Here is a 25,934-nt window from a genome sequence, read left to right on the forward strand (position 1 = left end):
ATTTCTGCCCAACGAGGGAGTGCCTGAGTATGACCCAGACAACCGCAGGTGAGACGTCGCACGAAGGTCCGAAGGCGGCATCCGCGCCGGTCATCGCGCAGCACGAGGCGACGCTGAAGGCGCTGCCGTTCGCCAATACGCGTGACTTCGATGACGCCGCGCGCGGCTTCCTCGGCACCATCGAGCATGCGCGCATCACCTCGGCGCAGGGGCGGGTGGTCTGGAGCCTCGAGCCCTACGGCTTCCTGTCCGAGGAGAAGGCGCCCGCGACCGTCGATCCGAGCCTGTGGCGGCAGTCGCGCCTCAACATGCATCACGGCCTGTTCGAGGTGGTGCCGGGTGTCTACCAGGTGCGCGGCCTCGACATCGCCAACATGACGCTGATCGAGGGCGACAAGGGCGTGATCGTGGTCGACACGTTGACCTCGATCGAAGGTGCACGCGCTGCAATGGAGTTGTATTTCCAGCATCGTGGCAAGCGGCCGGTCGCCGCAGTCATCTTCACCCATACCCACACCGACCATTGGGGCGGCGCGCGCGGCGTGGTCGACGACGCCATGCTGGCGGCGGGCGTGCCGATCATCGCGCCAAACTTGTTCATGGAGCACGCGGTCTCCGAGAACATCATCGCGGGACCGGCGATGCTGCGTCGTGCGCAGTACCAGTTCGGGCCGTTCCTGGCCAAGGGCGTGCGCGGCCATGTCGATTGCGGCCTCGGCAAGACCATGGCGGCCGGCGGCGTCGCGCTGCTGCGGCCGACCGACCTGATCATCGCGACCGGCGACAAGCGTGTGATCGACGGCGTCGAGTTCGAATTCCAGATGGCGCCGAACAGCGAAGCGCCCGCGGAGATGCACTTCTTCATCCCGCGCTACAAGCTCCTGAACCTCGCGGAGAACTGCACGCACAATTTCCACAACCTGCTGCCGTTCCGCGGCGCCGATGTGCGCGATGCGTTGGCCTGGTCGAAATATCTCGGCGAGGCGCTGCAGATGTGGGGCGGCAAGGCGGAGGCGATGTGCGGCCAGCATCATTGGCCGGTGTGGGGGCGGGAGCGGATCGACACCATGATCCGCGAGCAGCGCGACCTCTATAAATATGCGCACGACCAGACCATCCGGTTGATGAACCACGGCCTCAACGCAGCCGAGATTGCCGAGACGATCCGGCTGCCGCAGAGCTTGGAGGGCGCCTGGCACGGCCGCGGCTATTACGGCCATATCCGCCACAATGTGAAGGCGATCTACCAGAAGTATCTCGGCTGGTACGACGCCAATCCGGTCAACCTCGATCCGCTGCCGCCGGTCGAGGCCGGCCGGAAGTATGTCGAGTATATGGGCGGCGCCGACGCGATCTTGAAACGCGCCGCGGCCGACGTCGCCAAGGGCGAGTTCCGCTTTGTCGCGCAGGCCGTCAGCCATCTCGTGTTCGCCGAGCCGGACAACCAGGCGGCGCGCGCATTGCTGGCCGACACGTACGAGCAGCTCGGCTACGCGGCTGAGAGTTCGACCTGGCGCAATGCCTATCTGTTCGGTGCCCAGGAGCTGCGGCAGGGCATGCCGAAGACGCCGCCGCGCTCGCCGATGCCGCGCGAGACGCTCGCCGCGCTGCGCACTGAGCAGCTCTGGGACGTGCTCGGCATCCGCCTCAACGGTCCCAAGGCCGAAGGCAAGCGCATCGTATTGAACTGGAGCTTTACCGACACCGGCGAGAGCTTCGTGCTCAATCTCGAGAACTCCGCCCTGACCTACGTCAAGGGCGCGCAAGCGGCCGATGCGCATGCCAGCTTCACGCTGGCGCGCAGCGTGCTCGACGAGCTGATCGCAAAGCTGACCACGTTCCCGGAAGCGGTCGGTGCTGGCAAGGTCAAGGTATCCGGCGAGCCGCTGCGGCTCGGCGAGTTGATGATGCTGATGGACGAGTTTCCGCGGATGTTCGAGATCGTCGAGCCGAAGCGGACGGTGGTGAGGTAGAGCCGTATGTGCCGAACGTTGACCGTCACCCTGAGGAGCGCGCTCTTGCGCGCGTCTCGAAGGGTCGACGGCCCGGCTGGTGGCCGATTCATCCCTCGAGGCTCGCCCAACGGTGCAAGTGCACCGCAAGGCTCGCACCTCAGGATGACGGGTTGTTGAGTGCCGATTCAAATTCCGAGATATGCCGCCTGCACCTGCTTGTTGTTGGCGAGCTCGGCGCTGCTTCCCTGCATGATCACGTTGCCGCTTTCCAGCACATAGGCGCGCTGCACCAGTGACAGCGCGCGGCTGACATTCTGCTCGACGAGCAGGATCGCGGTGCCCATCTTGTGGATCTCGCCGATCTTCTCGAAGGTGACATCAGTCATGACGGGAGCGAGCCCGAGTGACGGCTCGTCCAGCATCAACAGGCGTGGCTTCAGCATCAGCCCGCGGCCGACCGCGACCATCTGCTGCTCGCCGCCGCTCATGGTGCCGGCGAGCTGCTTCCTGCGGTCGGCGAGCCGCGGGAAGATGCTGTAGACCAACTCCATCGTGCGTACGCGATCTGCTTTCGCCTTCGGCGTATAGGCGCCGATCTCGAGGTTCTCCTGCACCGTCATCTCGGGAAACACCTGGCGGCCTTCCGGGACATGCGCGATGCCGAGCTCGGGGATCCGGTAGGGCGGGAGCGCGGCGAGGTCGACGCCGTCGAAGGTGACCTTGCCCGCGAACAGTTTGACAAGGCCGGAGACCGCGCGCAGCGTCGTGCTCTTGCCGGCACCGTTGGCACCTAACAGGCCGACGGCTTCGCCCTCGCCAATGGAGATGCTGACATCGGTGATGGCGGGGACCGAGCCGTAGCTGGCGCTGACGCGGGCGAGCTCAAGCATGGGCGTCTCCCGGCGCCGGCGGATGTACGTAGGAACCGAGATAGGCGCGGATCACCTCCGGATTCTCCACGATCTCCTTCGGCGCGCCCTCGGCGATCTTCTGGCCATGGTCGAGCACCACGATGTGGCGGGCCACCGCCATGATCGCCCGCATCACATGCTCGACGATCACGATGGTCAGGCCGCTTGCGGAGAGTTTCTTGACCAGCGCCACCGCCTGATCGATCTCGGCCGGGTTGAGCCCGGCCATCACCTCATCAAGCAGCAGGATCCTGGGCTGCGTCGCCAACGCGCGGGCCATCTCCAGCCGGCGCTGGTCGATCGTTGTGAGGTCTTTGGCCGGGGTCTGCTCCTTGGCGCCGAGGCCGACGAACTCGATCGCCTCGCGTGCCTTCTTTTGCGCGGCGGCAATGTGGCGGTCGCGCAGGAAGGCGCCGGTCATCACATTGGCGAGCACCGTCATCGCGCCGAACGGTTTGGCGACCTGAAAGGTGCGGGCCATGCCGAGCGCGCAGACGTCATGCGGCTTGAGCCCAACGACCTCGTGACCGAAGGCGAGCACCGAGCCGGAGTCCGGCCGGTGGAATCCCGTGATCAGATGAAAGCTCGTGGTCTTGCCGGCGCCGTTCGGCCCGATCAGCGCGACCGTCTCGTTCTCCTGTACGGTGAAGCTGACGTCCTGCACGGCGCGCAACCCGCCGAAGCGCTTGCTGAGGCCCTTGATGACCAGTGCTTCTGCCATCGGGGCGACCTCAGGCGCGTGCCGGCTTGCGCCGGAGCGTGCGGTGATAGACGTCGGTCGCAAACCCGATCAGCCCGGTCGGCCGCCACAGGATGACCGCCATCAGGATCAGGCTGTAGACCGTGAGCTGGATGCCGCCCACCGAGCTGCCGAGCCAGCTCTGCAGCAGCGCCGAGGTGGTTTCCAGCAGCACGGTGCCGATCACGGGGCCCCACAGCGTGCCGATGCCGCCGACGATCGACACCAGCGCCGCCTCGATCGAGACGTTGAAGCTGAACGCGGTCGCGGGATCGATGAAGTAGATGTACTGGGTGTAGAAGGTGCCGGCGAGCGCGGTCAGGAACGCGCTGATCATGTAGATGTCACGCTTGATCTTCGGCGCGTTGACGCCGACCGCCTCGGCGGCGTCCTCATCCTCGCCGATCGCGACGAGGTAGTAGCCCATCCAGGATTTCTCGATCCTGTGGGTGATCCACAGCCCCACCACGAGCAAGCCGAGCACGACGTAGTAATACGACGACTTCTCCTCGAACTGCATCATCAGCGGCGCGCTGCCGAGGTTCGGAATCGTGGTGCCTTCGGCGCCCCAGGCGAAGTCGCGGAACTTGAGGAATATCAGCATCAGCACCTGGGCGGTCGCGATCGTTGCGATGGTGAAGTAGGGGCCGCGCAGGCGGAAGCAGAGCCAGCCGATCGGCAGGCTCGCCAGCATTGCCACCACGCCGCCCGCGATCATCCCGATCCAGGGCGAGATGCCGTAGTTCACCTGCATGATGGTCGAGGTGTAGGCGCCGAGGCCGAAATAGGCGGCGTGCCCGAGCGATAGCTGCTTGGCATAGCCGCCCATCAGGTTCCAGGCGACGCCGATGAACGAGAACAAGAGAATGCGGATGAAGATGTCGACCGCAAACGACGAGGTGACGAGCTGCGGCAAAGCGAGCATGATGACGGCCCCGACCGCCAGCCACAGCCACTTCATGTTGCCTGACGCGTGCATCAGCGGCCCCTCCTGGCGCCAAGGCCGCTCGGCCTGAAGGCAAGCGTCAACAGCAGCAGCGCGAACACCACGATGAGGCCGGAATCGGCGCCGACGAACTGGATGCCGAGCGATTCCGCGATACCCATCATCAGGCTCGCGACCAGCGCGCCCATCACATTGCCGAGCGTCCCCATCACGACCGCGACGAACGCCATCAGCACGAACACCTGGCCGACAAATGGATAGGCCGAATAGAACGGCATCAGGAGCGAGCCGGCGGCGCCTGCGAGCGCTAGCGCGGTGCCGAACGCCACCGCGAACACGCGGTTGGGATTGATCCCCATCAGCATCGCGACGTCGCGGTTCTGCGAGGCGGCGCGCATGGCGCGGCCGAGATCGGTGGTGTGCAGGAACACCCAGAGCAGGCCGCTCAGCGCCATCGCGACCGCGAAGGCGATCAGCTTTGCCACGGGAATGTACAGCCCGCCGATGTGCCAGGCCGCATCCGAATAGGAGGTGTGGACGGTGCGGTAGTTGGCGCTGAACAGCATCAGCGAGAGATTGAGCAGCAGCAGCGACAGAGCGAAGGTCAGGAAGATCTGCGGCATGTCGTTCGGCCCGAGCACCCTGCGGATCAGGAAATGCTGGATCAGCACGCCGGCGAGGAACAGCACCGGCATCGAGACCACCAGCGAGACCAGCGGATCGATGCCGAACTGGGTGGCGAGGAAGAACGAGATGTACATCCCGAGCATCACGAACTCGCCCTGGGCGAAATTCACGATCTTGACCACGCCGAAGATCAGCGTGACGCCGATGCTGACAAGCGCGTAGATGCCGCCGATAAGCAGGCCGTTGATCACGGCCTGGGCCAGTGTCTCCCACATGCGATGCGACCGCGGCTCAGGTCTTCATCAGCGGGGCGCGGGCGTCTTCCTTGGGGAAGATGCTGGCGAGATCGGCATTCTGCCACTGCACGCCGACCGGGCGGCCATAGACATTCTTGCCGTCGGGGCCGAACTTGACCTTGCCGCCCGGCGCCATCGCCGCGTAGCCGGAGGAGACGTCGAGCGTCGAGAGCGCCTCGCGCACCTTCTTCGGATCGGCGGAGGCGGCGCGCTCCAGCGCGTCGGCCAGCATGAAGGTCTGCGCGACCAGGCCGCCGGCATATTCGAAGGCGAACTCGCCGGTGCGCTTCTTGAACTCGGCGTTGACCTTCTGCGCATCCTCGTTGACGTCGTGGTTCCAGTGCGCGACGCCCTGCAGCCCCTCGGCGGCCTTGCCGACATTCTTGTAGAAGTCCGGCATCACGAAGCCGCCCGAGCCGCCATTGATCGCGATGTCGAGCCCGACCTGCTTCACGGTGCGCACGATCAGGATGAGATCGTTGAGGTAGGACAGCGAGAACAGGGTATTGGCGCCGGAGGCCTTGACCTTGTTGATCAGCGGGCTGGCATCGGTGAAGCCGGCCGAGTAGGGCTCGAACATCACGATCTCGACGCCTTCGCCCGGCGCCAACTCCTTCAGCCCGTTCGAGGTCGAGGTGCCGAACGCGGTGTTCTCGAAGATGACGGCGACCTTGGCCTGCTGGCTGACGAGCTTGGCCATCTGCAACTGCGCCTTGGCAAATTGCGAGGCGCGCGCGAATGGCGTGAAGGTGTAGGTGCGTCCCTTGTTGAGCTGGTCGGAGCTCGATCCGGTGATGATCGGAACCCGGGCGCGCTCGCAGACCTCGCTCGCGATCAGGGTCAGGGCGCTGGCGTAGCAGCCGTGGATCGCCGACAGCTTGTTGCCTGATATCAGGCGGTCGGTCTCGGTCCGCGTCACCGTGGTGTCGCTCTGCACGTCGGACACGATCAGGTTGAGCTTGGCGCCGCCGAGCGACTTGATGCCGCCGGCCTCGTTGACCATGTCGACGGCGAGCTTGGCGGCGGCAACGCAGCCGGTGCCGATCTGCGCCATGCTGCCCGTGCTCGGATAGAGCGCGCCGATGTTGATCGGATCGGCGGCCCAGCCGCGCAACGGCACGGCGCCGAATGCGCCGGCGGCGAGCGCGCCGCCGGTCCTGGCCAGGAATTTGCGGCGGTTCAGCTTTGTTCGTGAGGCCTTGGTCGGCACAGCATTATTAATGGCCGACGGCTTGCGGTCCCCTGTCATGGCGTTCCCCCTGTGCGACCACGGCACGGTTGCTCCGTCCGCTCGCTTATTATTTTTTGCTCAAGCGGGGCGCATAAGAGCACGTAATCCGCCAATCGCAAAGGCGATATCGGTCGGGTTCACGCGGAGGCGGGCGAGGGTGGGTGCGTCGCAGCAATCACGCGGCGCGCGCATGCGGATCGCTTCACTGTGCGGGAGTTGCCGCCGGGGATGACGGTATTATTGACAATCGAATGACCCAACGGACCGGCACGGACATTGCCGGCCGGCCGCCGGATCATTCGATCGGCCGCTGCAACGGCTATTCCGCGCTCGCCACCAGCTTGAAGCGCGGCTTGGCTTCCATCAGGCTGCGATAGGCGGCGAGATAGTCGAGCGCCATGCGGCGCGCGGTGAAGCGGGTCTCGAACTGCTTGCGGATCGCGTCGCGATTGAGCGTCGAAAGCCGGCCGACCGAGGAGATCGCGCTGATCTCGTCCTCGACGATGAAGCCCGTCAGGCCATCCTCGATGATCTCCGGCACCGAACCGCGGTTATAGGCGATGACAGGCGTGCCGCATGCCATCGCTTCGATCATCACGAGACCAAACGGCTCCGGCCAATCGATCGGAACCAGCAGCCCGATCGCGCCGCTGAGAAAATCAGGCTTCTCGCGATCGCTGATCTCGCCGATGAATTCGACCAGCGGATTGTTCGTGATCAACGGCTTGATCAACTCGTCGTAATACTCTTGGTCGGCGCGATCGACCTTGGCCGCGATCTTCAGCGGAATGCCGCAGCGTGTCGCGATCTTGATCGCGCGATCGACGCCTTTCTCCGGCGCGATGCGGCCGAGCACGGCGAGATAGGATTGTCTGGCCGGTTGCGGCGTCAGCAGATTTTCCGGCAGGCCGTGATGGATGGTGCGCACCCAGTGCGCTTGCGGAACCGGCCGCCGCTGCGCGTTGGAGATCGAAATCACCGGGATCTTGGAGAAAGTGTTGAAGACGGGCTGGTGCTCCGGCAGGTCGAGCCGCCCGTGCAACGTGGTCACGAACGGCGTCGGTTGCCGTGCGAACAGCGACCACGGGTAATAGTCGAGATGGCAGTGCAGGAAGTCGAACTCCTCGTCGTCGGCTTTCTGCCGCACGCGCTCCAGCATCACCATGTGCAGCGCGTTGGGGTCGCGGACGGAGCCGTCGAGGCGCAGTGCCTTCGGCCAGGTCGCATCGAGCTTCGCGGAGGTCTGTGAATCGCCACTGGCGAATAACGTCACGTCATGTCCAAGTGTTACAAGTTCTTCGGTCAGCCAGTGCACGACCCGTTCGGTGCCGCCGTAGAGCTTGGGGGGTACAGCCTCCGTCAGCGGGGCAACCTGCGCGATGCGCATTCTCCGTCTCCTGTTTGTAATGTGGAATGAAGTACCCTCAGCCCTCTGGTGGCACCGACATGCCAAAGACGGGAACGTTCTCGCACGTGCGAGGTTCCTTAGGTGTGGGAGATCTGCCGCTTCTTTCTTCCATCACACTGTGGTCTTGCTGATGCCATCACGCTCCAACAGGTTTTTGCCGACGCCAGCGTTGCAAAATTGTTGCGCAGTGATGGCCGCATCAAGGAATCCAACCGCCGCCCTTCACGTCATCGTGCACGAGAGCTTCGACTAAAATTTTCTCGTTCACCTTCAACAGCTTTTGCAGGACGTCATGGACCATCTGTCAGGATACGCGCATCGTCCGTTCCCCTTTGTGCTGCGCTATCTGCGCCGGCGGCTTCCGTCGCATGTTGTAATCTTGTCGGCTGTCGTCGCAGCGGTTGCCTGTTCGGTGGGCACGCAGTACGGCGTGAAGAATCTGGTCGACGCGTTGTCGGCCGGTCCGTCGGCCGCGAATGGCGTATGGCTGGCATTCGCTCTGCTCATGTCGCTGATCGCAGCCGACAACTTCCTGTGGCGGATCGCGAGTTGGACGGCGAGCTACACCTTCGTCAGCGTCACCGGCGACCTGCGCCGTGACATGTTCCGCCATCTCACCGGCCACGCGCCGAGCTATTTCACGGATCGGCTGCCGGGCATGCTGACCAGCCGGATCACCGCAACGTCGAACGCGGTGTTCACGGTGGAGAACATGTTCGTATGGAATGTGTTGCCGCCCTGCATCGCCACCTTCGCCGCGATCACCCTGGTTGGAACCGTCAGCGTGACAATGTCAGCAGTGCTGATCCTGATCGCGGGAACCATGGTGGTGGCGATGTTCCGCATGGCCGCCGCCGGCAGGCCGCTGCATGACGATTTCGCCAACCGGGCGGCCGCGGTCGACGGCGAGATGGTCGACGTCATCAACAATTTGCCGCTGGTGCGTGCGTTCTGCGGTCTCGGCTATGAGCACGACCGCTTCGACGCGACCGTCAATCGGGAACTCGTCGCGCGCGGCCGTTCCCTGCGCTATCTCGAAAAGCTCCGCCTCGTTCACGCTGCTGTGACCGTGGTCCTGACGATCGCAATGCTGGCCTGGGCGCTCTCGCTCTGGCAGCAGGGTCAGGCCACCACGGGCGACGTCGTGCTGGTGTGTACGCTCGGCATCTCGATCCTGTCCGCCACCCGCGATCTCGCCGTCGCGCTGGTCGACGTCACCCAGCATGTCGCGCGCCTCACCGAGGCGCTGGCGACCCTGTTGCAACCGCACGAGCTCAAGGACCATCCGGAGGCCGAGGCGCTGGTAAAGAGCGGCGCGGCGATCGCCTTCAACAACGTCTCGTTCCGCTACCCCGGCGGCTTGCAGGTGTTCGAGCGCTTCAGCCTGCGCATCCAGCCCGGCCAACGGGTCGGCCTGGTCGGCCAGTCCGGCGGCGGCAAGTCAACACTGTTTACCCTTCTGCAGCGCTTCTACGATGTCGAGCAGGGCCACATCACGGTCGATGGCCAGGACATCTCGCGCGTCACCCAGCAGAGCCTGCGCGCGGCGATCTCGGTGGTGCCGCAGGACATCTCGCTGTTCCATCGCTCGATCTTGGAGAACATCCGCTACGGCCGGCCGGACGCCACCGACGACGAGGTGCTGCGGGCGGCGATCGCCGCGCGCTGCGACTTTATCGAAAGCCTGCCCGAGGGCATGAACACCATCGTCGGCGATCGCGGCGTCAAGGTCTCGGGCGGCCAGCGCCAGCGCATCGCGATCGCGCGCGCGTTCCTGAAGGACGCACCGATCCTGCTGCTCGACGAGGCCACCGCGGCGCTCGATGCCGAATCCGAGGAGGCGATCCGCGAGGCGTTGTCGCGCCTGATGCGCGGGCGTACGGTGGTGGCCATCGCGCACCGTCTCGCGACGCTGCGCAGCTTCGACCGCGTGGTCGTGCTGCAAGGCGGCCGGATCGTCGAGGACGGTCCGCCCGATATGCTGGTGAAGGGAAGGGGTCCCTACCGCGACCTCGTGGCGCGCGAAATGGGCCGCCTCTCCACCAGCGCGGCCTGATCCCCGCGTCATCAAGCCTGTGCTTGCGTTCCCGTGCGTGCGTTGAGCCCGGAATCGAGCTGAGAAAAGTCGCCAGAGGTTCAGATGGCAGCTGACGTCGTTACGCAGATCATCACCGCTCGTATCACTGAGCACGTCGCCGAATCGCCGTTCTACATTCCGATGACCGGGCCTGCGGCGCGGCCGCGGCGCTCGCTCAAGCATGACGACACCTTCATCGTGCTCGACAGCCATGGCGATATCGGCGCCTCGGCCGGCGGGCCTGACGGCCTGTTCAACGCCGACACGCGCTACCTCGCGCGGCTGGAAATGGTGCTGGAGGACGTGCAGCCCTTGCTGCTCGGCTCCAACATGCGCGACGACAATTCGGCGCTGACGGTCGATCTCACCAATTCCGACGTCTATCGCGACGGCCGCCTGACCTTGCAAAAGGACACGCTGCACATCGTGCGCTCGATCTTCCTGTGGCGCGGCACCGCCTACCAGCGCATCGGCCTGCAGAACCACGGCGAGCATGCCGCGAGCTTCGATCTCACGCTGCTGTTCGACAATGATTTCGCCGACCTGTTCGAGGTGCGCGGCGAGCGGCGGCCGCGGCGCGGCATCGGTTCGAGCAAGTTGCTCGGGCCAACCGACGTGGTGCTGGAATATTGCGGCCTCGACGAGCAGACGCGGATCACCGCGCTGCATTTCGATCCGCGGCCGACCCGGCTGTCGGTCAACGCCGCGACCTATCATTTCGAGCTCGAGCCCGCGCAGGTCACCTCGCTGTTCGTCGCGGTGTCCTGCAACAAGCCGATCATGCAGAAGCCGGTGCCGTTCTTCCGCGGCCTCCTGGCGCATCGCCGCGAGATGCGCAATTCCTCGGCTGGTGCGGCCTCGATCGAGACCTCGAACAATATTTTCAACGAGGTGCTGTGCCAGGCGATGGCCGACCTCAACATGCTGATGACGGAAACGCCGCAAGGCCGTTACCCCTATGCCGGCATTCCCTGGTATTCGACGACATTCGGTCGCGACGGGCTGATCACCGCGTTGCAAATGCTGTGGGTCGATCCGCGGATCGCCAAGGGCGTGCTGAAGCGGCTCGCGCTGTTCCAGGCCAAGGAGGTCGATCCGCTGGCCGACGCCGCGCCGGGCAAGATCCTGCATGAGATGCGCGGCGGCGAGATGGCCGCGCTTCGCGAGGTGCCGTTCGCGCATTATTACGGCAGCGTCGATTCGACACCGCTGTTCGTGCTGCTTGCCGGGCTCTATCTGGAGCGCACCGGCGACGTCGAGACGTTGCGCGAGCTGTGGCCGGCGGTCGAGGCCGGATTGCAGTGGATCGACGGTCCGGGCGATCCCGATCGCGATGGCTTCGTCGAGTATCAGCGCGCGACCGAAAAGGGACTGCGGAACCAGGGTTGGAAGGATTCCTTCGACGCCATCTTCCATGCCGATGGAACGCTTGCCGAGGGCAATATCGCACTGGCGGAAGTGCAGGGCTATGTGTTCGCCGGCAAGCAGCTTGCCGCGCGCGCGGCGCGCACGCTCGGCCTTGCGGACAAGGCTTTGAAGCTCGAAGCCGAGGCGGAGCGGTTGCGCGCGCGGTTCGAGGAGGCTTTCTGGTGCGAGGAACTCGGCACCTATGCGGTCGCGCTCGACGGCGCCAAGCAGCCGTGCAGGGTGCGCACCTCGAATGCCGGACAGACCTTGTTTTCCGGCATGGTGCGCCAAGATCGCGCGCGACGGGTCGCCGCGGATCTGATGAGCCAGAGATTCTTCTCGGGCTGGGGGATCCGCACTGTCGCCGTCGGCGAAGCGCGGTACAACCCGATGTCCTATCACGACGGCTCGATCTGGCCGCACGACAATGCGCTGATTGCGCTCGGATTGGCCCGCTACGGCCTCAAGCACTCGGTCGCACATCTGTTCAAGGGGCTTTTCGACGCCGCAAGCTATATGGAGCTGCGGCGGCTGCCGGAGCTGTTCTGCGGCTTCCGCCGCGAGCGCCGGCGCGGCCCGGTGCTCTATCCCGTGGCCTGCGCGCCGCAGGCCTGGGCGAGCGCGACGCCGTTCACGCTGCTGGAGGCCGCGCTCGGGCTGGAGTTTGACACCGCGCGCGGCGAGATCCGCTTGCGTGATCCGTGCCTGCCGGAATTCCTCAACGACGTGGTGCTGCGCGACCTCAGGCTCGGTGCATCCAGCGTCGATCTCCGGCTGCGCCGCCACGGCGATGAGGTTTCACTCGAAGTGTTGCATACGCGCGGCCAGATCCAGGTGTCGATCGTGCTGACGCATTGAGTGTCGTCGCGCGGCGCGCGCCCGCCAGGGAAATCGTGGGGAGAGAGTAACATGCGTCCGAGGGTCATGGTCATACTGGTCGCAGCGGCGCTGCTGACATGCGCTGGTGTCCGCGCCGCCGATGATGCATCGCCGTCGCCATCAGCGCCGCCGGCTGCTCAGGCGCCGCCTGCTGCTCAAGCGCCGCCAGCAACGCCCGCACCGCCGGCAGCCGCTGCGGCAAAGGAGCAGGCCAAGGAGTCGCCGCCACCCTCGGTGACCGTGATCGGGGCGCGCGATGCGCACGGCATTCTCGGGCGTGACGTTCGCAGCTCCGCCAATGAGGACATGGGCCGCATCGTCGACGTCATCGTCGACCGCGACGGCAAGGTGCGCGCCGCGGTGATCGATTTCGGCGGCTTCCTCGGCGTCGGCAGCCGCAAGATCGTGGTCGACTGGAACGCGCTGCGGTTCGCCGGCGTTTCCAGCAAGAGCGACAGCATCACGCTGGACCTCAACAAGCAGCAGGTGAGCGCTGCGCCTGAATACAAGGAAGATACGCCGCTGATCGTGCTGGGCGCGGCCGGCAATCTCCATCCATGGGACTACGAGCATTAGGGGGCAAAAGCTGGTCGCGCGTCCGAACTCTTCCTTCGAGACGGTTGGCGACGATCGTGACGAGCGATCAGCCGGCAGCACCAATATTGTGTCGATGGTGCCTGATCGGCCCAGTCCGGAACCGCCGAGCGGGCCGTCGCGCGAAAGCCAGCGCGGGCTCGACTGGTTCATCTTCTTCCTGGCCGACGTGCAGACCGGGTTCGGTCCGTTCATCGCGGTCTATCTGACGACCCAGAAATGGACCCAGGTCGAGATCGGCTTCGTGCTCTCGATCGGCGGCATCATCGGCCTGCTGGGCCAGATGCCCGGCGGGGCGATCGTCGATGCGGCGCGCTCGGAGCGCATTGTCGCGGGCTGCGCGGTGGCCGCGATCGGATCAGCCGCGCTGGCCTATGCGCTGTGGCCGATCTTTCCCGTGGTGACGCTCGCCGCGACGCTGCACGCGCTTGCAAGCTGCGTGCTTGGGCCTGCGATCGCCGCGATCAGCCTGGGCCTGGTCGGGCCGCGGGCGATCGGCGAGCGGCTCGGCCGCAATGCGCGGTTTGCCTCGCTCGGCAGCGGCTCGGCCGCGGCGCTGATGGGCGCCTGCGGCTATCTGTTGTCGAGCCGCTCGGTGTTCCTCGTCACCTTCATCCTGGCGATCCCGACGCTGCTGTCGCTGGCGCGTATCCGCGAGCGCGAGATCGACATCGCGCAGGCCCATGGCGAAGTGAAGCGCGAGGTTCCCGACAAGCGCGCCACCAGCGTGTTCAGTCTGGTGCGGCAGCGGCCGCTGTTGATCTTCGCCGGCGCGATGATGCTGTTCCAACTCGCCAATGCCGCGATGCTGCCGCTGATGGCGGGCGTGGTGACGACGCGGTCGAGCCAATGGGCGCCGGTCCTGATCGCTGCCTGTATCATCGTGCCGCAGGCGATCGTTGCGCTGTGCTCGCCGTCGGTCGGCCGCAAGGCCCAGGCCTGGGGTCGCCGGCCACTGCTGCTGATCGCGTTCGCTTCGCTGGTGATCCGCGGCCTGTTGTTCGCAACGGTGCGCGATCCCTATCTGCTGGTCGTGGTGCAGATCTTCGACGGCATCACGGCGGCGATCTTCAGTGTCATGGTGCCGCTGATCGTGGCCGACGTCGCGTTCGGCAGCGGCCATTTCAACCTGGCGCAGGGCATCGTCGGAACCGCCGTCGGCATCGGCGCGTCGCTCAGCACCGTGCTGGCCGGCTATGTCAGCGACAAGCTCGGCAGCAGCACGGCCTTCATGGGCCTCGCCAGCGTCGCCGCGCTCGGGCTGTTCATGATCTGGCTGGTGATGCCGGAGACACGGCGGACGGCATGACGGAGGCAGGTTTGGCTCCCGGCACCCTTCCTCATGCATGCGCCGTCATATATGAGTGATTTGCTGCTGGAACGAGCTGATAGTTCCCTGGATTAATCAATCCAAAATCGTGATCTGGTACGGATCGGCGCAGCGCGGGCAGGCATTTCGACCGAGGAATGGCATGGAAAATCGTACGACGACGGCGCAAATCACCGGAGCGATGCGGCGTTGGGGGCCTCCCGCCTTTGTGACTTTCGCGGCCATGGTCACACTTGCGTCACTGACCGGCGGCGTCGCTGCAAAGCAGCAGCGCCCTGCGGCAACGGTCGAGGCGACCGCGCCCCGCGCCGCGGGCGAGCCGATCATGGCGATCGTGTCGATCAGCGCCCAGAAGGTGACCTTCTACGACGCCGACGGCTGGATTTACCGCGCGCCGGTATCGAGCGGCGTCAAGGGACGCGAAACGCCGGCCGGCGTGTTCGCGCTGGTCGAGAAGGACAAGGACCATCACTCGACCATGTACGACGATGCCTGGATGCCGAACATGCAGCGCATCACCTGGAACGGCATTGCACTGCATGGCGGGCCGCTGCCGGGCTACGCGGCCTCCCATGGCTGCGTTCGGATGCCCTACGACTTTGCCGAGAAGCTGTTCGACAGGACGCGGATCGGGATGCGGGTGATCATCGCGCCGAACGACGCGGCCCCGGTCGATTTCACCCACCCGGCGCTGTTCGTGCCGAACGCACAGGCGATCGCGGCGGCTCCGGCGCGTGCCGAGACGCTGGCGCGGGAGGCCGCGGATGCCGCCAAGGCTGCCGACGAGGCCAAGAAGGCTTCGGTCGCCGCGACGAAGGAAGCCGCACTGTTCACGCCGGCCTCGCTGCGCAAACTGCAACAGAGCAAGGCCCGTGCCGACGCTGCCGTTGCGTTCGCCGACAAGACGCTGGCCAATGCCAAGACCGATCAGGCCAAGGCGCGCGCCGAGGATCTGAAGCAGAAGGCCGTCGCCAAGGCCGCCGAAGCGACCACGCAATTCGAGGCCGCCCAGGGCGACGCCAAGCCGAAGCTCGATGTCGCGGCAGCGGCAAAGGACGCCGCCAAGGCGGCCGAGACCAAGAAGACCGATGCCCAGAAGGCGGCGACTGAGGCGAAGCTCGCGCTCGAGCCGGTCTCGGTCTACATCAGCCGCGCGACGCAGAAGCTCTACGTCCGGCGCAACACCCACAAGCCATGGGCTGACGGCGGCGAGGTGTTCGATTCAAGCATCGAGGTTCCCGTCACCATCCGCGATCCGGACAAGCCGATCGGCACGCATATTTACACCGCGGTGGCGCGCAACGATTCCGGCCTGCGCTGGACCGAGGTGACGATCGACGACGGCGACAACGCCAAGGACGCGCTCGACCGCGTCACCATCCCGCAGGATGTGCTGGACCGGATCGCGCCGACCGCCGTCCCGCGCTCCTCGATCATCATCTCGGATGAGCCGTTGAGCGCCGAGACCAACTATCGCACCGAGTTCGTCGCCGTGCTGAGCAACCAGCCCCAGGGCGGGTTCATCACGCGCAAGCCGACACCGCGGCCGATGGATGAGGATTACCCGGTTGCGAGCAGGGACGAGGATGGTTTCGGCTTCTTCTCCCAGCGCAGCTGGAATCCCCAATCTGGTACCCAGTACGGCTATCCCCAATACGGCAATCCCCAGGCGCCGACCCAGTACGGCACGCCGTATGGCAATCCGCAAGCCGCCAATCCGCGCCGGCGCGGCGGCCAGTACTACTGGCAATCGCAGGACTGGTAGCAGGGCGCTGACGGCGTAGCCGCCGATCAGGCCGGCACTGACAGCATTGGACGGCGGCGCGATGCCGCCGTCCAATTGCGTTGTGCAGTTACGGTCGAGCTTCCAGGATCAGGTTGAACGGCGTTTCCGCCGCGCGGCGGAAGCGCGAGAAACCAGCCTGACGCGCAACTTCGCGCAGTCGCGTCTCTCCGGCCTGCGCGCCGAGCGCAAGCCCGACTTCCTGATCCAGCGAGGCCGGCGTGCAGATCATGGTCGAAGCGGCGTAGTAGATGCGCCCGACCGGATTGAGGTTGTCCTCCAGCCGGTCGTTGGCGAACGGCTCGATCAGCAGGCAGGTGCCATCGTCGGCGAGGGTGGAGCGGGTGTGCTTGAGGGCGCCGACCGGATCGCCCATGTCGTGCAGGCAATCGAAAAAGCACACCAGGTCATATTTGTTGCCGGGGAATGTCTTGGCCGAGTGCGCCTGGAAATGGACGCGGTCCGACAATCCGGCCTCCCTTGCGCCGATCCGCGCCGTCTGGATCGAGCCATCGTGATAGTCGAAGCCGTAGAAGGTCGACTTCGGGAATGCTTCCGCCATCAACCGCGTCGAGACGCCGTGCCCGCAGCCGACGTCGGCGACGACGGCGCCCTTCTTCAGTTTGTCGACAACGCCCTCCAGTGCCGGTAGCCATTCCTGCACCAGATAGTGCTTGTAGCTGGTACGGAAGAAGCGGGCGGTGCCGCAGAACAGGCACTCGCTGCGCTTGTTCCAGCCGACGCCCTTGCCGGTCTTGAACGCGTCGGTGATTTGTGGCTCGTCGAGGAATGTCGCGCCGACAACATTTCCCACAGCGGCAAGGAAGACCGGGCTGTCCTCGTCGGCAAGCGCCAGTGCCTGCTCGGGCAGCATCGAGAATTTTCCGGTGGCGCTGTCATACTCGACGTAGCCGGACGCAGCCTGTGCCGAGAGCCATTCTTGGATGTAACGTCCGGCTGTTCCTGTCGCCTTGGCGAGCGCCGCGGCGTCCATCGGTCCGTGTTTCGCGAGAGTCTTGTAGAGCCCGAGCTTGTCTCCCAACAGCATCAGCGAGGTGTTCATCGCCGCGCCGACATCGCCGATCATCTTTCCCATGAATGAATTGAGACGCTCCTCGTTGACGTCCATGATGTTCCTCCATCGCAATCGCGTTTGGCCAAAAGTCCATCGTTCGCAATTTCACGCATGCGTCGTCGTCCGGTGGTAGGGCGACGTGACCGCTTGAAAGGTTCGGTGCAATGACCCGATTGTTACTGCTGCGCTGGGATCCCAGAGCAACCAGGCTTCACAAGCCTGCGAGGCGGGCCGCCTACGCGGCTGCCCGCGGCATCACGAGCCGCTTGTAGAGTGCGCTGTAACAAGCGGCCGACAGGTCCCAGCTGTAGGACTTGGCCATCGCGCTGGCGCGCATGGCATTGAGGCGATCCTTGGCGCGGTAGGCGTCAAATGCGCGCCTGACGCCGCCGAGGAAGGATTCCGCCGACGGCTGCGGGAACAGGAAGCCGGTCTCGCCGTCGGCGATGGTTTCGGCAAGACCGCCTGTCTGGTGGCCGATCGGCAGCGAGCCGAAGCGCTGCGCGTACATCTGGCTGAGGCCGCAGGGCTCGAAACGCGACGGCATCAGGGTGAAATCGCTGCCGGCGAAGATCCGGCGGGCCTGTCCATCGTTGAACCCGATGATGACGCCGATCGCATCCGGCCGGCGCCGGTGCGCGGCCACCAGCGCGTCCTCGATCGCGGGCTCGCCGCTGCCGGTGACGACGATCTGTCCGCCGTCCTTGATGATTTCATCGGCGGCCGACAGCACGAGGTCGACGCCCTTCTGATGCACGAGCCGCGCGACCAGGCCGAAGATCGGCCCGCGCGAGACCGCAAGCCCGAACTGCCGGCGGACGTAGTCGGCGTTGGCCTGCTTGCCCTTCCAGTCGCCGGTGCCGAACGGCTGCGCAAGCTGCGCGCAGTGGCGCGGGTCCCAGCTCTCGTCGATGCCGTTCAGGATGCCGGTCAGCTGGTCGGCGTCGGAGCGGACGCGGAGCAGACCCTCCAGCCCGCAGCCGAGCTCCGCGGTCGTGATCTCCTTCGCGTAGGTCGCGCTGACCGTGGTCAGATGCGAGGCATAGACGAGGCCGCCCTTGAGGAAGGAGAGCTTGTCGTAGAACTCGAGCCCGTCGATGTGGAACGAGCTTTCCGGTGCGCCGATCCGCCGCAGCGAGTCCTTCGGAAACAGGCCCTGATAGGCGAGATTGTGGATCGTCAGGATCGACGGAATCCGCAGCTGACGCCAGGCGAGGTAGGCCGGTGTGAGCGCGGCCTGCCAGTCGTTGGCGTGAACGAGGTCGGCTGCCCAATTCTTGTCCAGCGTTCCGGCTGCAAGTTCGGCAGCGGCGGAGGCAAAGCGGCCGAAACGGATGTCGTTGTCGGGCCAGTCGCGGCCGGACTCATCGCCATAGGGATTGCCCGGCCGGTCGTAGAGCTCTGGACACAGCAGCACATAGACCGGCAGCCCGTCCTTGGTCGATGCGCGCCCGAGCGTGCAAGCCGGCATCTCCGCGAGGCTTGCGCATTGTCCAACGATTTCAATGTGCGTGAATTGCTCAACCACATCCCGGTAACCGGGAAGCATGATCCTGACGTCGCTCCAGGGGCGGAGCGCCCGGGGCAGTGCTGCGGACACGGCGCCGAGCCCGCCCACGCGGACGAAATCGTCCATCTCCGTCGTGACGAATAAGACCTTCAACAAGCGCCCTCGTTCCAGCCCGTGACAGGGCCATGCAAGATCGGGTCCAATCTGCCTTTGAATAAAATGCACGACGGCCCGCGGTCCCGGTCTGGACGAGACGCTTTCCTGTCAGGGCGGCTCACTTTAGGGTCACGCGACGCCAAACAATGACGAAGCTGGAGGAAGCCTTGGCAACGACAATAGCCGCTGACGATGAGGGGAATTTGACACGGAGCTTTGACGGCCTTCGCGTGCTCGACTTTTCGACCACGATCGCCGGACCTCATTGCACGCGGATGCTCGCCGATATGGGCGCGGAGGTGATCAAGATCGAGCCCGGTGAGGGCGAGACGATGCGGACACGGCCGCCGCTGCGCAACAATTGCTCGACGGCGTTCGGCCAGCTCAATATCGGCAAGCGCAGCCTCGTGCTCGACCTGAAGTCGCCGGCCGGCGTCGAGGCCGTGCGCCGCCTGATCGCGACCGCCGACGTGCTGGTGGAGAACTTCCGCCCCGGCGTGATGCGGCGGCTGAAGCTTGATTATGCCTCGGTCCGCGACATCAATCCGAAGCTGATCTTCTGCTCGATCTCAGGCTACGGCCAGACCGGGCCGTCGGCGGAATTGCCGGCCTATGCGCCGGTGATCCACGCCGCCTCGGGCTACGAGATGGCGCATCTCGCCTACCAGCCGGGCCGCAGCCGGCCGGACTATTGCGGTATCTACCACGCCGATGTGCTGACCGGCGTCTACGCCTTCGGCGCGATCTCGGCTGCTCTCTATCAGCGCGCCGCCAGCGGCAAGGGCCAGCATATCGACGTCTCGATGCTGGAATCGATGCTGAGCCTGACCCTGAACGAGTTGCAGTGGTCGCAATTCGAGGTGAAGCAGACCCAGCGTCCGATGTTCGGCCCGATCGAAACCACCGACGGCTACGTGATGGTGGCGATCGCCAGCGAGAAGACGTTCCAGAACCTGATGCAGGTGATCGGCCATCCCGAATGGGTGTCCGATCCGCGCTTCGCCAAATATTCCGATCGGCGAGACAATTGGGCGGATCTGATGGAGGGCGTCGAGGCGTGGTCGCGCGCAGTCAGCACGCAGGCCTGTCTTGCCGCGCTCAATGAATATGGCGTGCCGTCGTCGGCCTATCGCACCGTGCGCGAGGCGCTCGCCGATCCGCAGATCGCCCACCGCGGTGCACTCGCCGAAGTCGAGGATGGCGGCGGCAGCTTCAGGGTGCTCAATCTTCCGTTCCGCATGTCCGGTGCAACGGTCGGTGCACGGAAGCGGATGTCGACGCTCGGAGAGCACACACTGTCGTACCTAAAGGAGATCGGGCTCTCCGACGATCAGATCGCAGGCTTCGCAGCGCAACCGGCGAAGACGGCGCGTAGCTAGAGCATGATCCGGACCGGACGGCCGCGTTAGCGCAAAGTGGGACCGGTCTTCCGAAACATCACGCTCAAGCGAGCAGGTGACAACACAATGCGATCCGAGAGGATCGCATTGTGATCCCCCCTGCGGCTTTTCATCCGTTTTACGGTCTTGTCGCGCGCGGCGATTCCGGACAAGCTGCCGCCCGACATACGACGATCCGGAACACCGGACGTCGCCCACCTGGGAGGGAGCACGGATGAAGCTGGTCGGGCGCGCGCACGCAGTTGCGCGCATATTTCTTGTGGCGGGATTAGGTGCGGCGGCGTTCACTGCACCGGCCAATGCGCAGAAGCAGGGCGGTACGCTCACCGTCGGCCAGGAACTGGACATTCCGGGCTTCGACCCGCTCAAGGTCGGCGTCTACGACACATCGGCCAACACTGCGGCGGCCGCGATCTTCGACACACTCATGACGCTCGACGACAAGGGCGAGCCGAAGCCGAAGCTCGCGCTGTCGTGGGAGCATTCCGAAGACTTCAAGACCTGGACCATCAAGCTGCGGCCCGGCGTCAAATTCCACGACGGCACGCCGTTCAATGCGCAGGCGGTGAAGGAGAACTTCGACCGCCAGAAGGACCCGGCCAACAAGTGCCGCTGCGCGTTCTACATTACCAGCATCAAGAGCGTGGACGTCATCGATGATCTCACGGTGCGCTACAATTTCAGCGACCCGTCGGTGAACTTTCCGGCGACCCAGTCGATCCAGAGCTCCAACAACGTGATGCAGTCGCCGACGGCGTGGAAGACGAAGGGGGACGATTACAATCGCAACCCGGTCGGCACCGGTCCCTATATCCTGAAATCCTGGACAGCCGGGGACCGCATGGTGCTGGAGAAGAACCCGGATTACTGGGACAAGGGCAAGCCCTATCTCGATCGCATCATCCTGAAGCCGCTGCCGGATGCGCAGTCGCGCTTCGCCTCGCTGCAATCCGGCGAGGCCGACGTCATCTGGGACGACGAGGCCGACGCCGACAACATTATCAAGGCGCGCAAGGACCCAAGCCTGACCGTGCATACCTATCAAGGCTCGGGGGCCTCAGTCGCCGCCTTCAACACCAAGGTCCCGCCTTTCGACGACGTGCGCGTGCGCCAAGCGCTGGTGATGGCGCTCGACCGCCAGAAGATGTCGCAAGCGATCACCAATGGTCTGGCGCGGCCGGCCAGCAATCCCTATGGCGACGGTTCCTGGGTGAAGTGCAAGGATGACGGCGCGTTGCCTTACGATGTCGAGAAGGCCAAGGCGTTGATCAAGGACTACGGCAAGCCGGTCGAGTTCAAGATGCTGGTCACGGCGACACCCCGCGGTCGCACCGGCGGTCAGGTGTTGCAACAGTTCTGGAAGCGCATCGGCGCTAATATGGAGATCGAGCAGGTTGATCAGGCGACCATTCCGCCGCGCGCCTTCATGCGCCAGTTTCAGCTGACGCCGTGGCGCATCGTCGATCTCGCCGATCCCGATCCGCAGATGTACGCCAATTTCCACACCGGAAGTCCGGTGGCGTTGGCGAACTATTCCAATCCGGAGCTCGACCGGCTGCTGGAGCATGCACGGACGACCGCCGACGTCGCCCAGCGTACCGACGATTATTGCGCGATCAGCCGCCTGATCAACAAGGAGGCGATCTGGTTCTGGACCTTCCAGAACACTTACTACGCAATGTCGAGCGTGAAGGTGAAGGGCGTGCCAAAGATGTTCAACGGGGTGCTCGACGTCTCCTACGCCTGGAAGGAATAGCCTTTCATGCTGTTCTTCGTCGCGCGCCGGCTCCTGTACCTGGTACCGGTGCTGATCGCGGTTTCGGTCCTGACTTTCGTGATCGCGTCGCTGTTGCCCGGCGATCTCGCTTACGTGATCCTCGGCGACCAGGCGACGCCGGAGAATGTCGCGGCGCTGCGTCATGACCTGGGGCTCGATCAGCCGATCTGGCTGCGCTATCTCGGCTGGCTCTGGCACATCCTGCAGGGCGACTTCGGACGATCCTTCCGCACCGGGCAGACCGTGCTGCAGGCTGTCAGTGAACGCGTCCCGATCTCGTTCGAGCTGATGATCCTGGCCGAGTTGATCGGGCTTGCGATCGGCGTGCCGCTCGCGATCGCCTGCGCGGCCAAGGCCGGCAGTGCATTCGACCGCCTCATGACGGGATCGGCCTTCGGCATGCTCTCGGTGCCGACCTTTCTGTCAGCGATCCTCTTGATCTATCTGTTCGCGGTCGAGCTGCGCTGGCTGCCGGCGACCGGCTATGTGCCGTTCACCGAGGATCCGGTTGCCAATCTGCGCTTCATGGTACTGCCGGCGTTGACGCTCGGGCTTGCGGAATGGCCGGGCATCATGCGCGTGCTGCGCTCCGACATGATCGCGGCCCTTCAGGAGGATTATATCGCCCTCGCCAAGGCAAAGGGCCTGAAGCCGTCGCGCATCCTGTTCGTGCATGCGCTCAAGCCGTCGTCGCTGACGCTCGTCACCATCACCGGCATCAATATCGGCCGCCTGATCGGCGGCGCCGTGATCGTCGAGACGATCTTCGCGTTACCCGGCATCGGCCGTCTCCTGGTCGGCGCGATCCTGACCCGCGACCTCATCATCCTGCAGGGCGTGGTGCTGCTGGTCGGCGCGGGCTTCGTCATCATGAACTTCATCGTCGATCTGCTCTACGCCTTACTCGATCCGAGGATCCGCCATGGCCACGCTTGAGCTCGGCCTCGACGAGAGCAGTGCCGCACCGGCGCGGCGCAAGCGCCGGGTTGGCACGCTGTTCTGGTTCGCCGTCGGATGGACAGTCGCAGTATTTGCGGTCGCGATCCTCGCCGACCTGTTGCCGCTGCCGAGCCCGACCGACATGGACATGCTGGAGCGGCGCGGGCCGTTCTCCGCCGAGCATTGGCTCGGCACCGACGGTCTCGGCCGTGACGAGCTGTCGCGGCTGATCTATGGCGCGCGAATCTCGCTGATCGTCGGCCTCTGCGCGCCGATGATCGGGGTCACGATCGGCGGCGCGCTCGGCATGCTCGCCGGCTATTTCCGCGGCCGCTTCGAATCCATCGTGGTCGGCAGCATGGACGTGCTGCTGGCATTCCCGCCGCTGATCCTGGCGCTGGCGGTAACCGCCTATCTCGGGCAGTCGATCTTCAATTTGACCTGCATTCTCGGCGTGCTCGGCATTCCCGCCTTCATGCGGGTGGCGCGGGCGGCGACTCTGACGTTGGCGCGGCGCGAATTCGTGATCGCGGCACAGGCGCTCGGCGCAACACATACCCGCATCCTGCTGCGTGAGCTGCTGCCGAATGTGCTGCTGCCGCTGCTTGCCTTCTTCTTGCTCGGCGTCGCCGTCACGATCGTGGTCGAAGGATCGCTGTCCTTCCTCGGCCTCGGCGTGCCGCCGCCGATCTCGAGCTGGGGCAGCATGATCGGGGAGGGGCGGGAGAGCCTCGACGTAGCGCCGCGCCTCGCCTTCATTCCGGCGGCCGCGATGTTCCTCACCGTGCTCGCGTTCAACCTGATCGGCGACACGATGCGCGCGCTAACCGATCCCAGGCAGGGTGCGCTATGACCAGTGCGTTGCTGTCGGTCGAGAATGCGGTGGTCGACCTGCCGACGCCGCGCGGCAACCTGCGTGCGGTGGATCATGTCGATCTTGCCGTCGGCGCCGGCAGGACACTCGGCATTGTCGGCGAATCCGGCTGCGGCAAGACCATGCTGTCGCGCGCGATCCTGCAACTGCTGCCCAAGAAGGCCAAGCTATCCGGCCGCGTGATGTTCGACGGGCAGGATCTGACCAAGCTGTCGGCGGAGAAATTGCGCAAGCTGCGCGGCCGCTCGCTGGCGGTCGTGTTCCAGGACCCCATGACCTCCCTCAATCCGGTGCTGACCATCGGCACCCAGTTGATAGAGACCATCCAGGAGCACCTCGAGCTCGATCTTGCCGAGGCCAGGCAGCGCAGCATCGAACTGCTGGCAGCGGTCGGCATTCCCGCGCCGGAGCAGCGGCTGGCGCAATATCCGCACCAGCTTTCCGGCGGCATGCGCCAGCGCGTCGCGATCGCGGTGGCGCTGTCCTGCGAGCCGCAGCTGCTGATCGCGGACGAGCCGACCACCGCGCTCGACGTCACGATCCAGGCGCAGATCCTCGATCTGCTGGCGCGCGAGCAGCAGCGCCGCCACATGGCGATGATCATCATCACCCATGACCTCGGCGTGGTCGCCGGCCGCACCGACGAGGTCGCGGTGATGTATGCCGGCCGTGTCGTCGAGCGCGCACCGACGCCCGCCTTGTTCAAGCAGATGCGGATGCCCTACACCGAGGCGCTGCTCGCCGCGCTGCCGAAGCTCGATGTCGCCCCGCATACGCCACTGCCGGCGATCTCGGGGCGGCCGCCCGATCCGACCCGGCCGCTCAAGGGCTGCTCGTTCTCGCCGCGCTGCCGTTATTCCGGCGAGCGCTGCGGTGCGGAGAAGCCGCAGCTCAGCCCGGCGGAGACGCCTGAACATCTCTACGCCTGCTTCCATCCGATTGCCGCGAAGGTCAGCGCATGATGCTGCAGGCTGCACCCAACCCGCTGATGAAGGTGGAAAACCTCGTCGTTGAATATTCGGTGGGGGGCAAGACCATCCATGCCGTCTCCGACGTCAGCCTCGAAATCGCACGTGGCGAGACGCTGGGGCTGGTTGGCGAATCCGGCTGCGGCAAGTCCACGCTCGGCCGCGCCGTGCTGCAATTGCGCCAGGCCGTCTCCGGCAAGGTGCTGTTCGACGGGCACGATCTCACCACCCTGAAGGGCGAGGCGCTGCGCCAGATGCGGCGGCGCGTGCAGCTGATCTTCCAGGACCCGATCGCCTCGCTCAATCCGCGGCGGCGGATCGGCGACATCGTCGCCGAGCCGCTGGTGATCGCGGGCGTCAAGGATCCCGAGGAGCGCAAGCGGCGCGTAGCTGAGGTGCTCGCGGCGGTCGGTCTCGATCCCGCGTTGGTGAGCGGACGGCTGCCGCATGAATTCTCCGGCGGACAGTGCCAGCGCATCTGCATCGCCCGCTCGCTGGTGCTCAATCCGGAATTCGTGATCTGCGACGAGCCGGTCTCCGCGCTCGACGTCTCAATTCGTGCCCAGATCCTCAATCTGCTGGAGGAGATGAAGGCGCGCTATGGCCTGACCCTGCTGTTCATCGCCCACGACCTCGCGGTGGTGAAGGCGGTCTCGGATCGTGTCGCCGTGATGTATCTCGGCCGGCTCTGCGAGGTTGGCCCGTCCGAGCAGCTGTTCGCACGGCCGGCGCATCCTTATACCGCGCTGCTGATCGAGGCGATCCCGGTGCCCGATCCGGATGTCCGCCCGACCCAGAGCGTTCCGGTCGGCGAGCCGCCGTCGCCGATCGCGCCGCCCTCCGGCTGCCGTTTCCGCACCCGCTGCCCGCGGGCCGATGCACGCTGTGCCAGCGAGGTGCCGGAGCTGCGTCTGGTCGCGACCGGCCAGTTCGCGGCCTGCCATCATCCACTGATCTGAATAGTGACGCCTCGACCGTCGAGCGGCTGCATGGCGGCTCGCTCGAAAATGGGGTCATGAGCGTTTGTCCCGGGCGGGCAGGCGTGGCAAGGT

Annotated in this window: 20 protein-coding genes; 12 read left to right on the forward strand and 8 right to left on the reverse strand. The window is 65.3% G+C overall.

The window, feature by feature from the left end; translation table 11 throughout:
• The first annotated feature begins 29 nt into the window (after positions 1 to 29).
• The gene (locus tag CK489_RS20355; protein WP_095733457.1) at positions 30 to 1,973 is read left to right on the forward strand and encodes an alkyl/aryl-sulfatase; all 1,944 of its coding nucleotides are present in this window, start codon (positions 30 to 32) and stop codon (positions 1,971 to 1,973) included.
• A 167-nt stretch (positions 1,974 to 2,140) separates the two neighbouring features.
• Here the strand turns inward: CK489_RS20355 and CK489_RS20360 are convergent, their stop codons facing one another.
• The 6 genes from CK489_RS20360 to CK489_RS20385 all read right to left on the reverse strand — a co-directional run bounded on the left by CK489_RS20360 (position 2,141) and on the right by CK489_RS20385 (position 8,092).
• Entirely contained in the window at positions 2,141 to 2,845 is a 705-nt protein-coding gene (locus tag CK489_RS20360) for an ABC transporter ATP-binding protein (protein ID WP_050629667.1), read from the reverse strand.
• Entirely contained in the window at positions 2,838 to 3,587 is a 750-nt protein-coding gene (locus CK489_RS20365; RefSeq protein ID WP_050629666.1) for an ABC transporter ATP-binding protein, read from the reverse strand. Before CK489_RS20365 ends, CK489_RS20360 begins: the two co-directional genes overlap by 8 nt.
• 10 nt (positions 3,588 to 3,597) lie before the next feature.
• Complete coding sequence (locus tag CK489_RS20370; protein WP_095733458.1) at positions 3,598 to 4,584, reverse strand: branched-chain amino acid ABC transporter permease; 987 nt, start codon at positions 4,582 to 4,584, stop codon at positions 3,598 to 3,600.
• Positions 4,584 to 5,453 carry a branched-chain amino acid ABC transporter permease gene (locus CK489_RS20375; protein WP_095733459.1) on the reverse strand — a complete coding sequence of 290 codons (870 nt, stop codon included), beginning with the start codon at positions 5,451 to 5,453 and terminating at the stop codon, positions 4,584 to 4,586. Before CK489_RS20375 ends, CK489_RS20370 begins: the two co-directional genes overlap by 1 nt.
• Positions 5,454 to 5,469: 16 nt before the next feature.
• The gene (locus CK489_RS20380; protein ID WP_095733460.1) at positions 5,470 to 6,723 is read right to left on the reverse strand and encodes an ABC transporter substrate-binding protein; all 1,254 of its coding nucleotides are present in this window, start codon (positions 6,721 to 6,723) and stop codon (positions 5,470 to 5,472) included.
• 301 nt (positions 6,724 to 7,024) lie between these two features.
• A complete protein-coding gene (locus CK489_RS20385; RefSeq protein ID WP_050423402.1) occupies positions 7,025 to 8,092 on the reverse strand; it encodes a glycosyltransferase family 4 protein in 1,068 nt (355 codons plus the stop codon).
• A 313-nt stretch (positions 8,093 to 8,405) separates the two neighbouring features.
• On the opposite strand from CK489_RS20385, the gene CK489_RS20390 reads away from it, so the two are divergent.
• The 5 genes from CK489_RS20390 to CK489_RS20410 all read left to right on the forward strand — a co-directional run bounded on the left by CK489_RS20390 (position 8,406) and on the right by CK489_RS20410 (position 16,165).
• A complete protein-coding gene (locus CK489_RS20390; protein ID WP_095733461.1) occupies positions 8,406 to 10,169 on the forward strand; it encodes an ABC transporter ATP-binding protein in 1,764 nt (587 codons plus the stop codon).
• A gap of 84 nt (positions 10,170 to 10,253) precedes the next feature.
• The gene (locus CK489_RS20395) at positions 10,254 to 12,455 is read left to right on the forward strand and encodes an amylo-alpha-1,6-glucosidase (protein WP_095733462.1); all 2,202 of its coding nucleotides are present in this window, start codon (positions 10,254 to 10,256) and stop codon (positions 12,453 to 12,455) included.
• 51 nt (positions 12,456 to 12,506) lie between these two features.
• Positions 12,507 to 13,052, forward strand: coding sequence for a PRC-barrel domain-containing protein (locus CK489_RS20400; protein WP_095733463.1), 546 nt, complete (start codon positions 12,507 to 12,509; stop codon positions 13,050 to 13,052).
• Positions 13,053 to 13,146: 94 nt separating this feature from the next.
• Positions 13,147 to 14,379 carry an MFS transporter gene (locus CK489_RS20405; RefSeq protein ID WP_050629659.1) on the forward strand — a complete coding sequence of 411 codons (1,233 nt, stop codon included), beginning with the start codon at positions 13,147 to 13,149 and terminating at the stop codon, positions 14,377 to 14,379.
• A 163-nt stretch (positions 14,380 to 14,542) separates the two neighbouring features.
• Positions 14,543 to 16,165: a L,D-transpeptidase gene (locus tag CK489_RS20410; RefSeq protein ID WP_095733464.1), complete on the forward strand. Its 1,623-nt coding sequence runs from the start codon at positions 14,543 to 14,545 to the stop codon at positions 16,163 to 16,165.
• A gap of 88 nt (positions 16,166 to 16,253) precedes the next feature.
• Here CK489_RS20410 and CK489_RS20415 read toward each other — a convergent pair whose 3' ends face one another.
• Together CK489_RS20415 and glgA are read right to left on the reverse strand one after the other, a co-directional pair.
• Complete coding sequence (locus CK489_RS20415) at positions 16,254 to 17,312, reverse strand: class I SAM-dependent methyltransferase (RefSeq protein ID WP_050629657.1); 1,059 nt, start codon at positions 17,310 to 17,312, stop codon at positions 16,254 to 16,256.
• A 181-nt stretch (positions 17,313 to 17,493) separates the two neighbouring features.
• On the reverse strand, positions 17,494 to 18,921 hold the full coding sequence (glgA, locus tag CK489_RS20420) for a glycogen synthase GlgA (RefSeq protein WP_095733737.1): 1,428 nt from the start codon (positions 18,919 to 18,921) through the stop codon (positions 17,494 to 17,496).
• A gap of 149 nt (positions 18,922 to 19,070) precedes the next feature.
• Here glgA and CK489_RS20425 point away from each other — a divergent pair, with 149 nt between their 5' ends.
• From CK489_RS20425 to CK489_RS20450, 6 genes are all read left to right on the forward strand, one after another.
• Positions 19,071 to 20,303 (forward strand): CaiB/BaiF CoA transferase family protein, encoded by a 1,233-nt coding sequence (locus CK489_RS20425; protein ID WP_050629656.1) that lies wholly within the window; start codon positions 19,071 to 19,073, stop codon positions 20,301 to 20,303.
• 235 nt (positions 20,304 to 20,538) lie between these two features.
• Positions 20,539 to 22,080 carry an ABC transporter substrate-binding protein gene (locus CK489_RS20430; RefSeq protein ID WP_050629655.1) on the forward strand — a complete coding sequence of 514 codons (1,542 nt, stop codon included), beginning with the start codon at positions 20,539 to 20,541 and terminating at the stop codon, positions 22,078 to 22,080.
• Positions 22,081 to 22,086: 6 nt separating this feature from the next.
• Entirely contained in the window at positions 22,087 to 23,037 is a 951-nt protein-coding gene (locus CK489_RS20435; RefSeq protein WP_050629654.1) for an ABC transporter permease, read from the forward strand.
• The gene (locus CK489_RS20440; RefSeq protein WP_050629653.1) at positions 23,024 to 23,893 is read left to right on the forward strand and encodes an ABC transporter permease; all 870 of its coding nucleotides are present in this window, start codon (positions 23,024 to 23,026) and stop codon (positions 23,891 to 23,893) included. The genes CK489_RS20435 and CK489_RS20440 overlap by 14 nt, the downstream gene beginning before the upstream one ends.
• Positions 23,890 to 24,876, forward strand: a complete 987-nt coding sequence (locus CK489_RS20445) for an ABC transporter ATP-binding protein (protein WP_095733465.1) — start codon at positions 23,890 to 23,892, stop codon at positions 24,874 to 24,876. The genes CK489_RS20440 and CK489_RS20445 overlap by 4 nt, the downstream gene beginning before the upstream one ends.
• Positions 24,873 to 25,841 (forward strand): ABC transporter ATP-binding protein, encoded by a 969-nt coding sequence (locus CK489_RS20450; RefSeq protein WP_095733466.1) that lies wholly within the window; start codon positions 24,873 to 24,875, stop codon positions 25,839 to 25,841. The genes CK489_RS20445 and CK489_RS20450 overlap by 4 nt, the downstream gene beginning before the upstream one ends.
• The last annotated feature ends 93 nt before the right edge of the window (positions 25,842 to 25,934 follow it).

This window comes from Bradyrhizobium sp. UFLA03-84, from assembly GCF_002289535.1.
Classification (GTDB): Bacteria; Pseudomonadota; Alphaproteobacteria; order Rhizobiales; family Xanthobacteraceae; genus Bradyrhizobium; species Bradyrhizobium viridifuturi.

Coding starts and splice junctions, on each gene's coding strand:
- CK489_RS20355 (WP_095733457.1), top strand. CDS start 30: ATGACCCAGACAACCGCAGGTGAGACGTCGCACGAAGGTCCGAAGGCG.
- CK489_RS20360 (WP_050629667.1), bottom strand. CDS start 2,845: ATGCTTGAGCTCGCCCGCGTCAGCGCCAGCTACGGCTCGGTCCCCGCC.
- CK489_RS20365 (WP_050629666.1), bottom strand. CDS start 3,587: ATGGCAGAAGCACTGGTCATCAAGGGCCTCAGCAAGCGCTTCGGCGGG.
- CK489_RS20370 (WP_095733458.1), bottom strand. CDS start 4,584: ATGCACGCGTCAGGCAACATGAAGTGGCTGTGGCTGGCGGTCGGGGCC.
- CK489_RS20375 (WP_095733459.1), bottom strand. CDS start 5,453: ATGTGGGAGACACTGGCCCAGGCCGTGATCAACGGCCTGCTTATCGGC.
- CK489_RS20380 (WP_095733460.1), bottom strand. CDS start 6,723: ATGACAGGGGACCGCAAGCCGTCGGCCATTAATAATGCTGTGCCGACC.
- CK489_RS20385 (WP_050423402.1), bottom strand. CDS start 8,092: ATGCGCATCGCGCAGGTTGCCCCGCTGACGGAGGCTGTACCCCCCAAG.
- CK489_RS20390 (WP_095733461.1), top strand. CDS start 8,406: ATGGACCATCTGTCAGGATACGCGCATCGTCCGTTCCCCTTTGTGCTG.
- CK489_RS20395 (WP_095733462.1), top strand. CDS start 10,254: ATGGCAGCTGACGTCGTTACGCAGATCATCACCGCTCGTATCACTGAG.
- CK489_RS20400 (WP_095733463.1), top strand. CDS start 12,507: ATGCGTCCGAGGGTCATGGTCATACTGGTCGCAGCGGCGCTGCTGACA.
- CK489_RS20405 (WP_050629659.1), top strand. CDS start 13,147: ATGGTGCCTGATCGGCCCAGTCCGGAACCGCCGAGCGGGCCGTCGCGC.
- CK489_RS20410 (WP_095733464.1), top strand. CDS start 14,543: ATGGAAAATCGTACGACGACGGCGCAAATCACCGGAGCGATGCGGCGT.
- CK489_RS20415 (WP_050629657.1), bottom strand. CDS start 17,312: ATGGACGTCAACGAGGAGCGTCTCAATTCATTCATGGGAAAGATGATC.
- CK489_RS20425 (WP_050629656.1), top strand. CDS start 19,071: ATGACGAAGCTGGAGGAAGCCTTGGCAACGACAATAGCCGCTGACGAT.
- CK489_RS20430 (WP_050629655.1), top strand. CDS start 20,539: ATGAAGCTGGTCGGGCGCGCGCACGCAGTTGCGCGCATATTTCTTGTG.
- CK489_RS20435 (WP_050629654.1), top strand. CDS start 22,087: ATGCTGTTCTTCGTCGCGCGCCGGCTCCTGTACCTGGTACCGGTGCTG.
- CK489_RS20440 (WP_050629653.1), top strand. CDS start 23,024: ATGGCCACGCTTGAGCTCGGCCTCGACGAGAGCAGTGCCGCACCGGCG.
- CK489_RS20445 (WP_095733465.1), top strand. CDS start 23,890: ATGACCAGTGCGTTGCTGTCGGTCGAGAATGCGGTGGTCGACCTGCCG.
- CK489_RS20450 (WP_095733466.1), top strand. CDS start 24,873: ATGATGCTGCAGGCTGCACCCAACCCGCTGATGAAGGTGGAAAACCTC.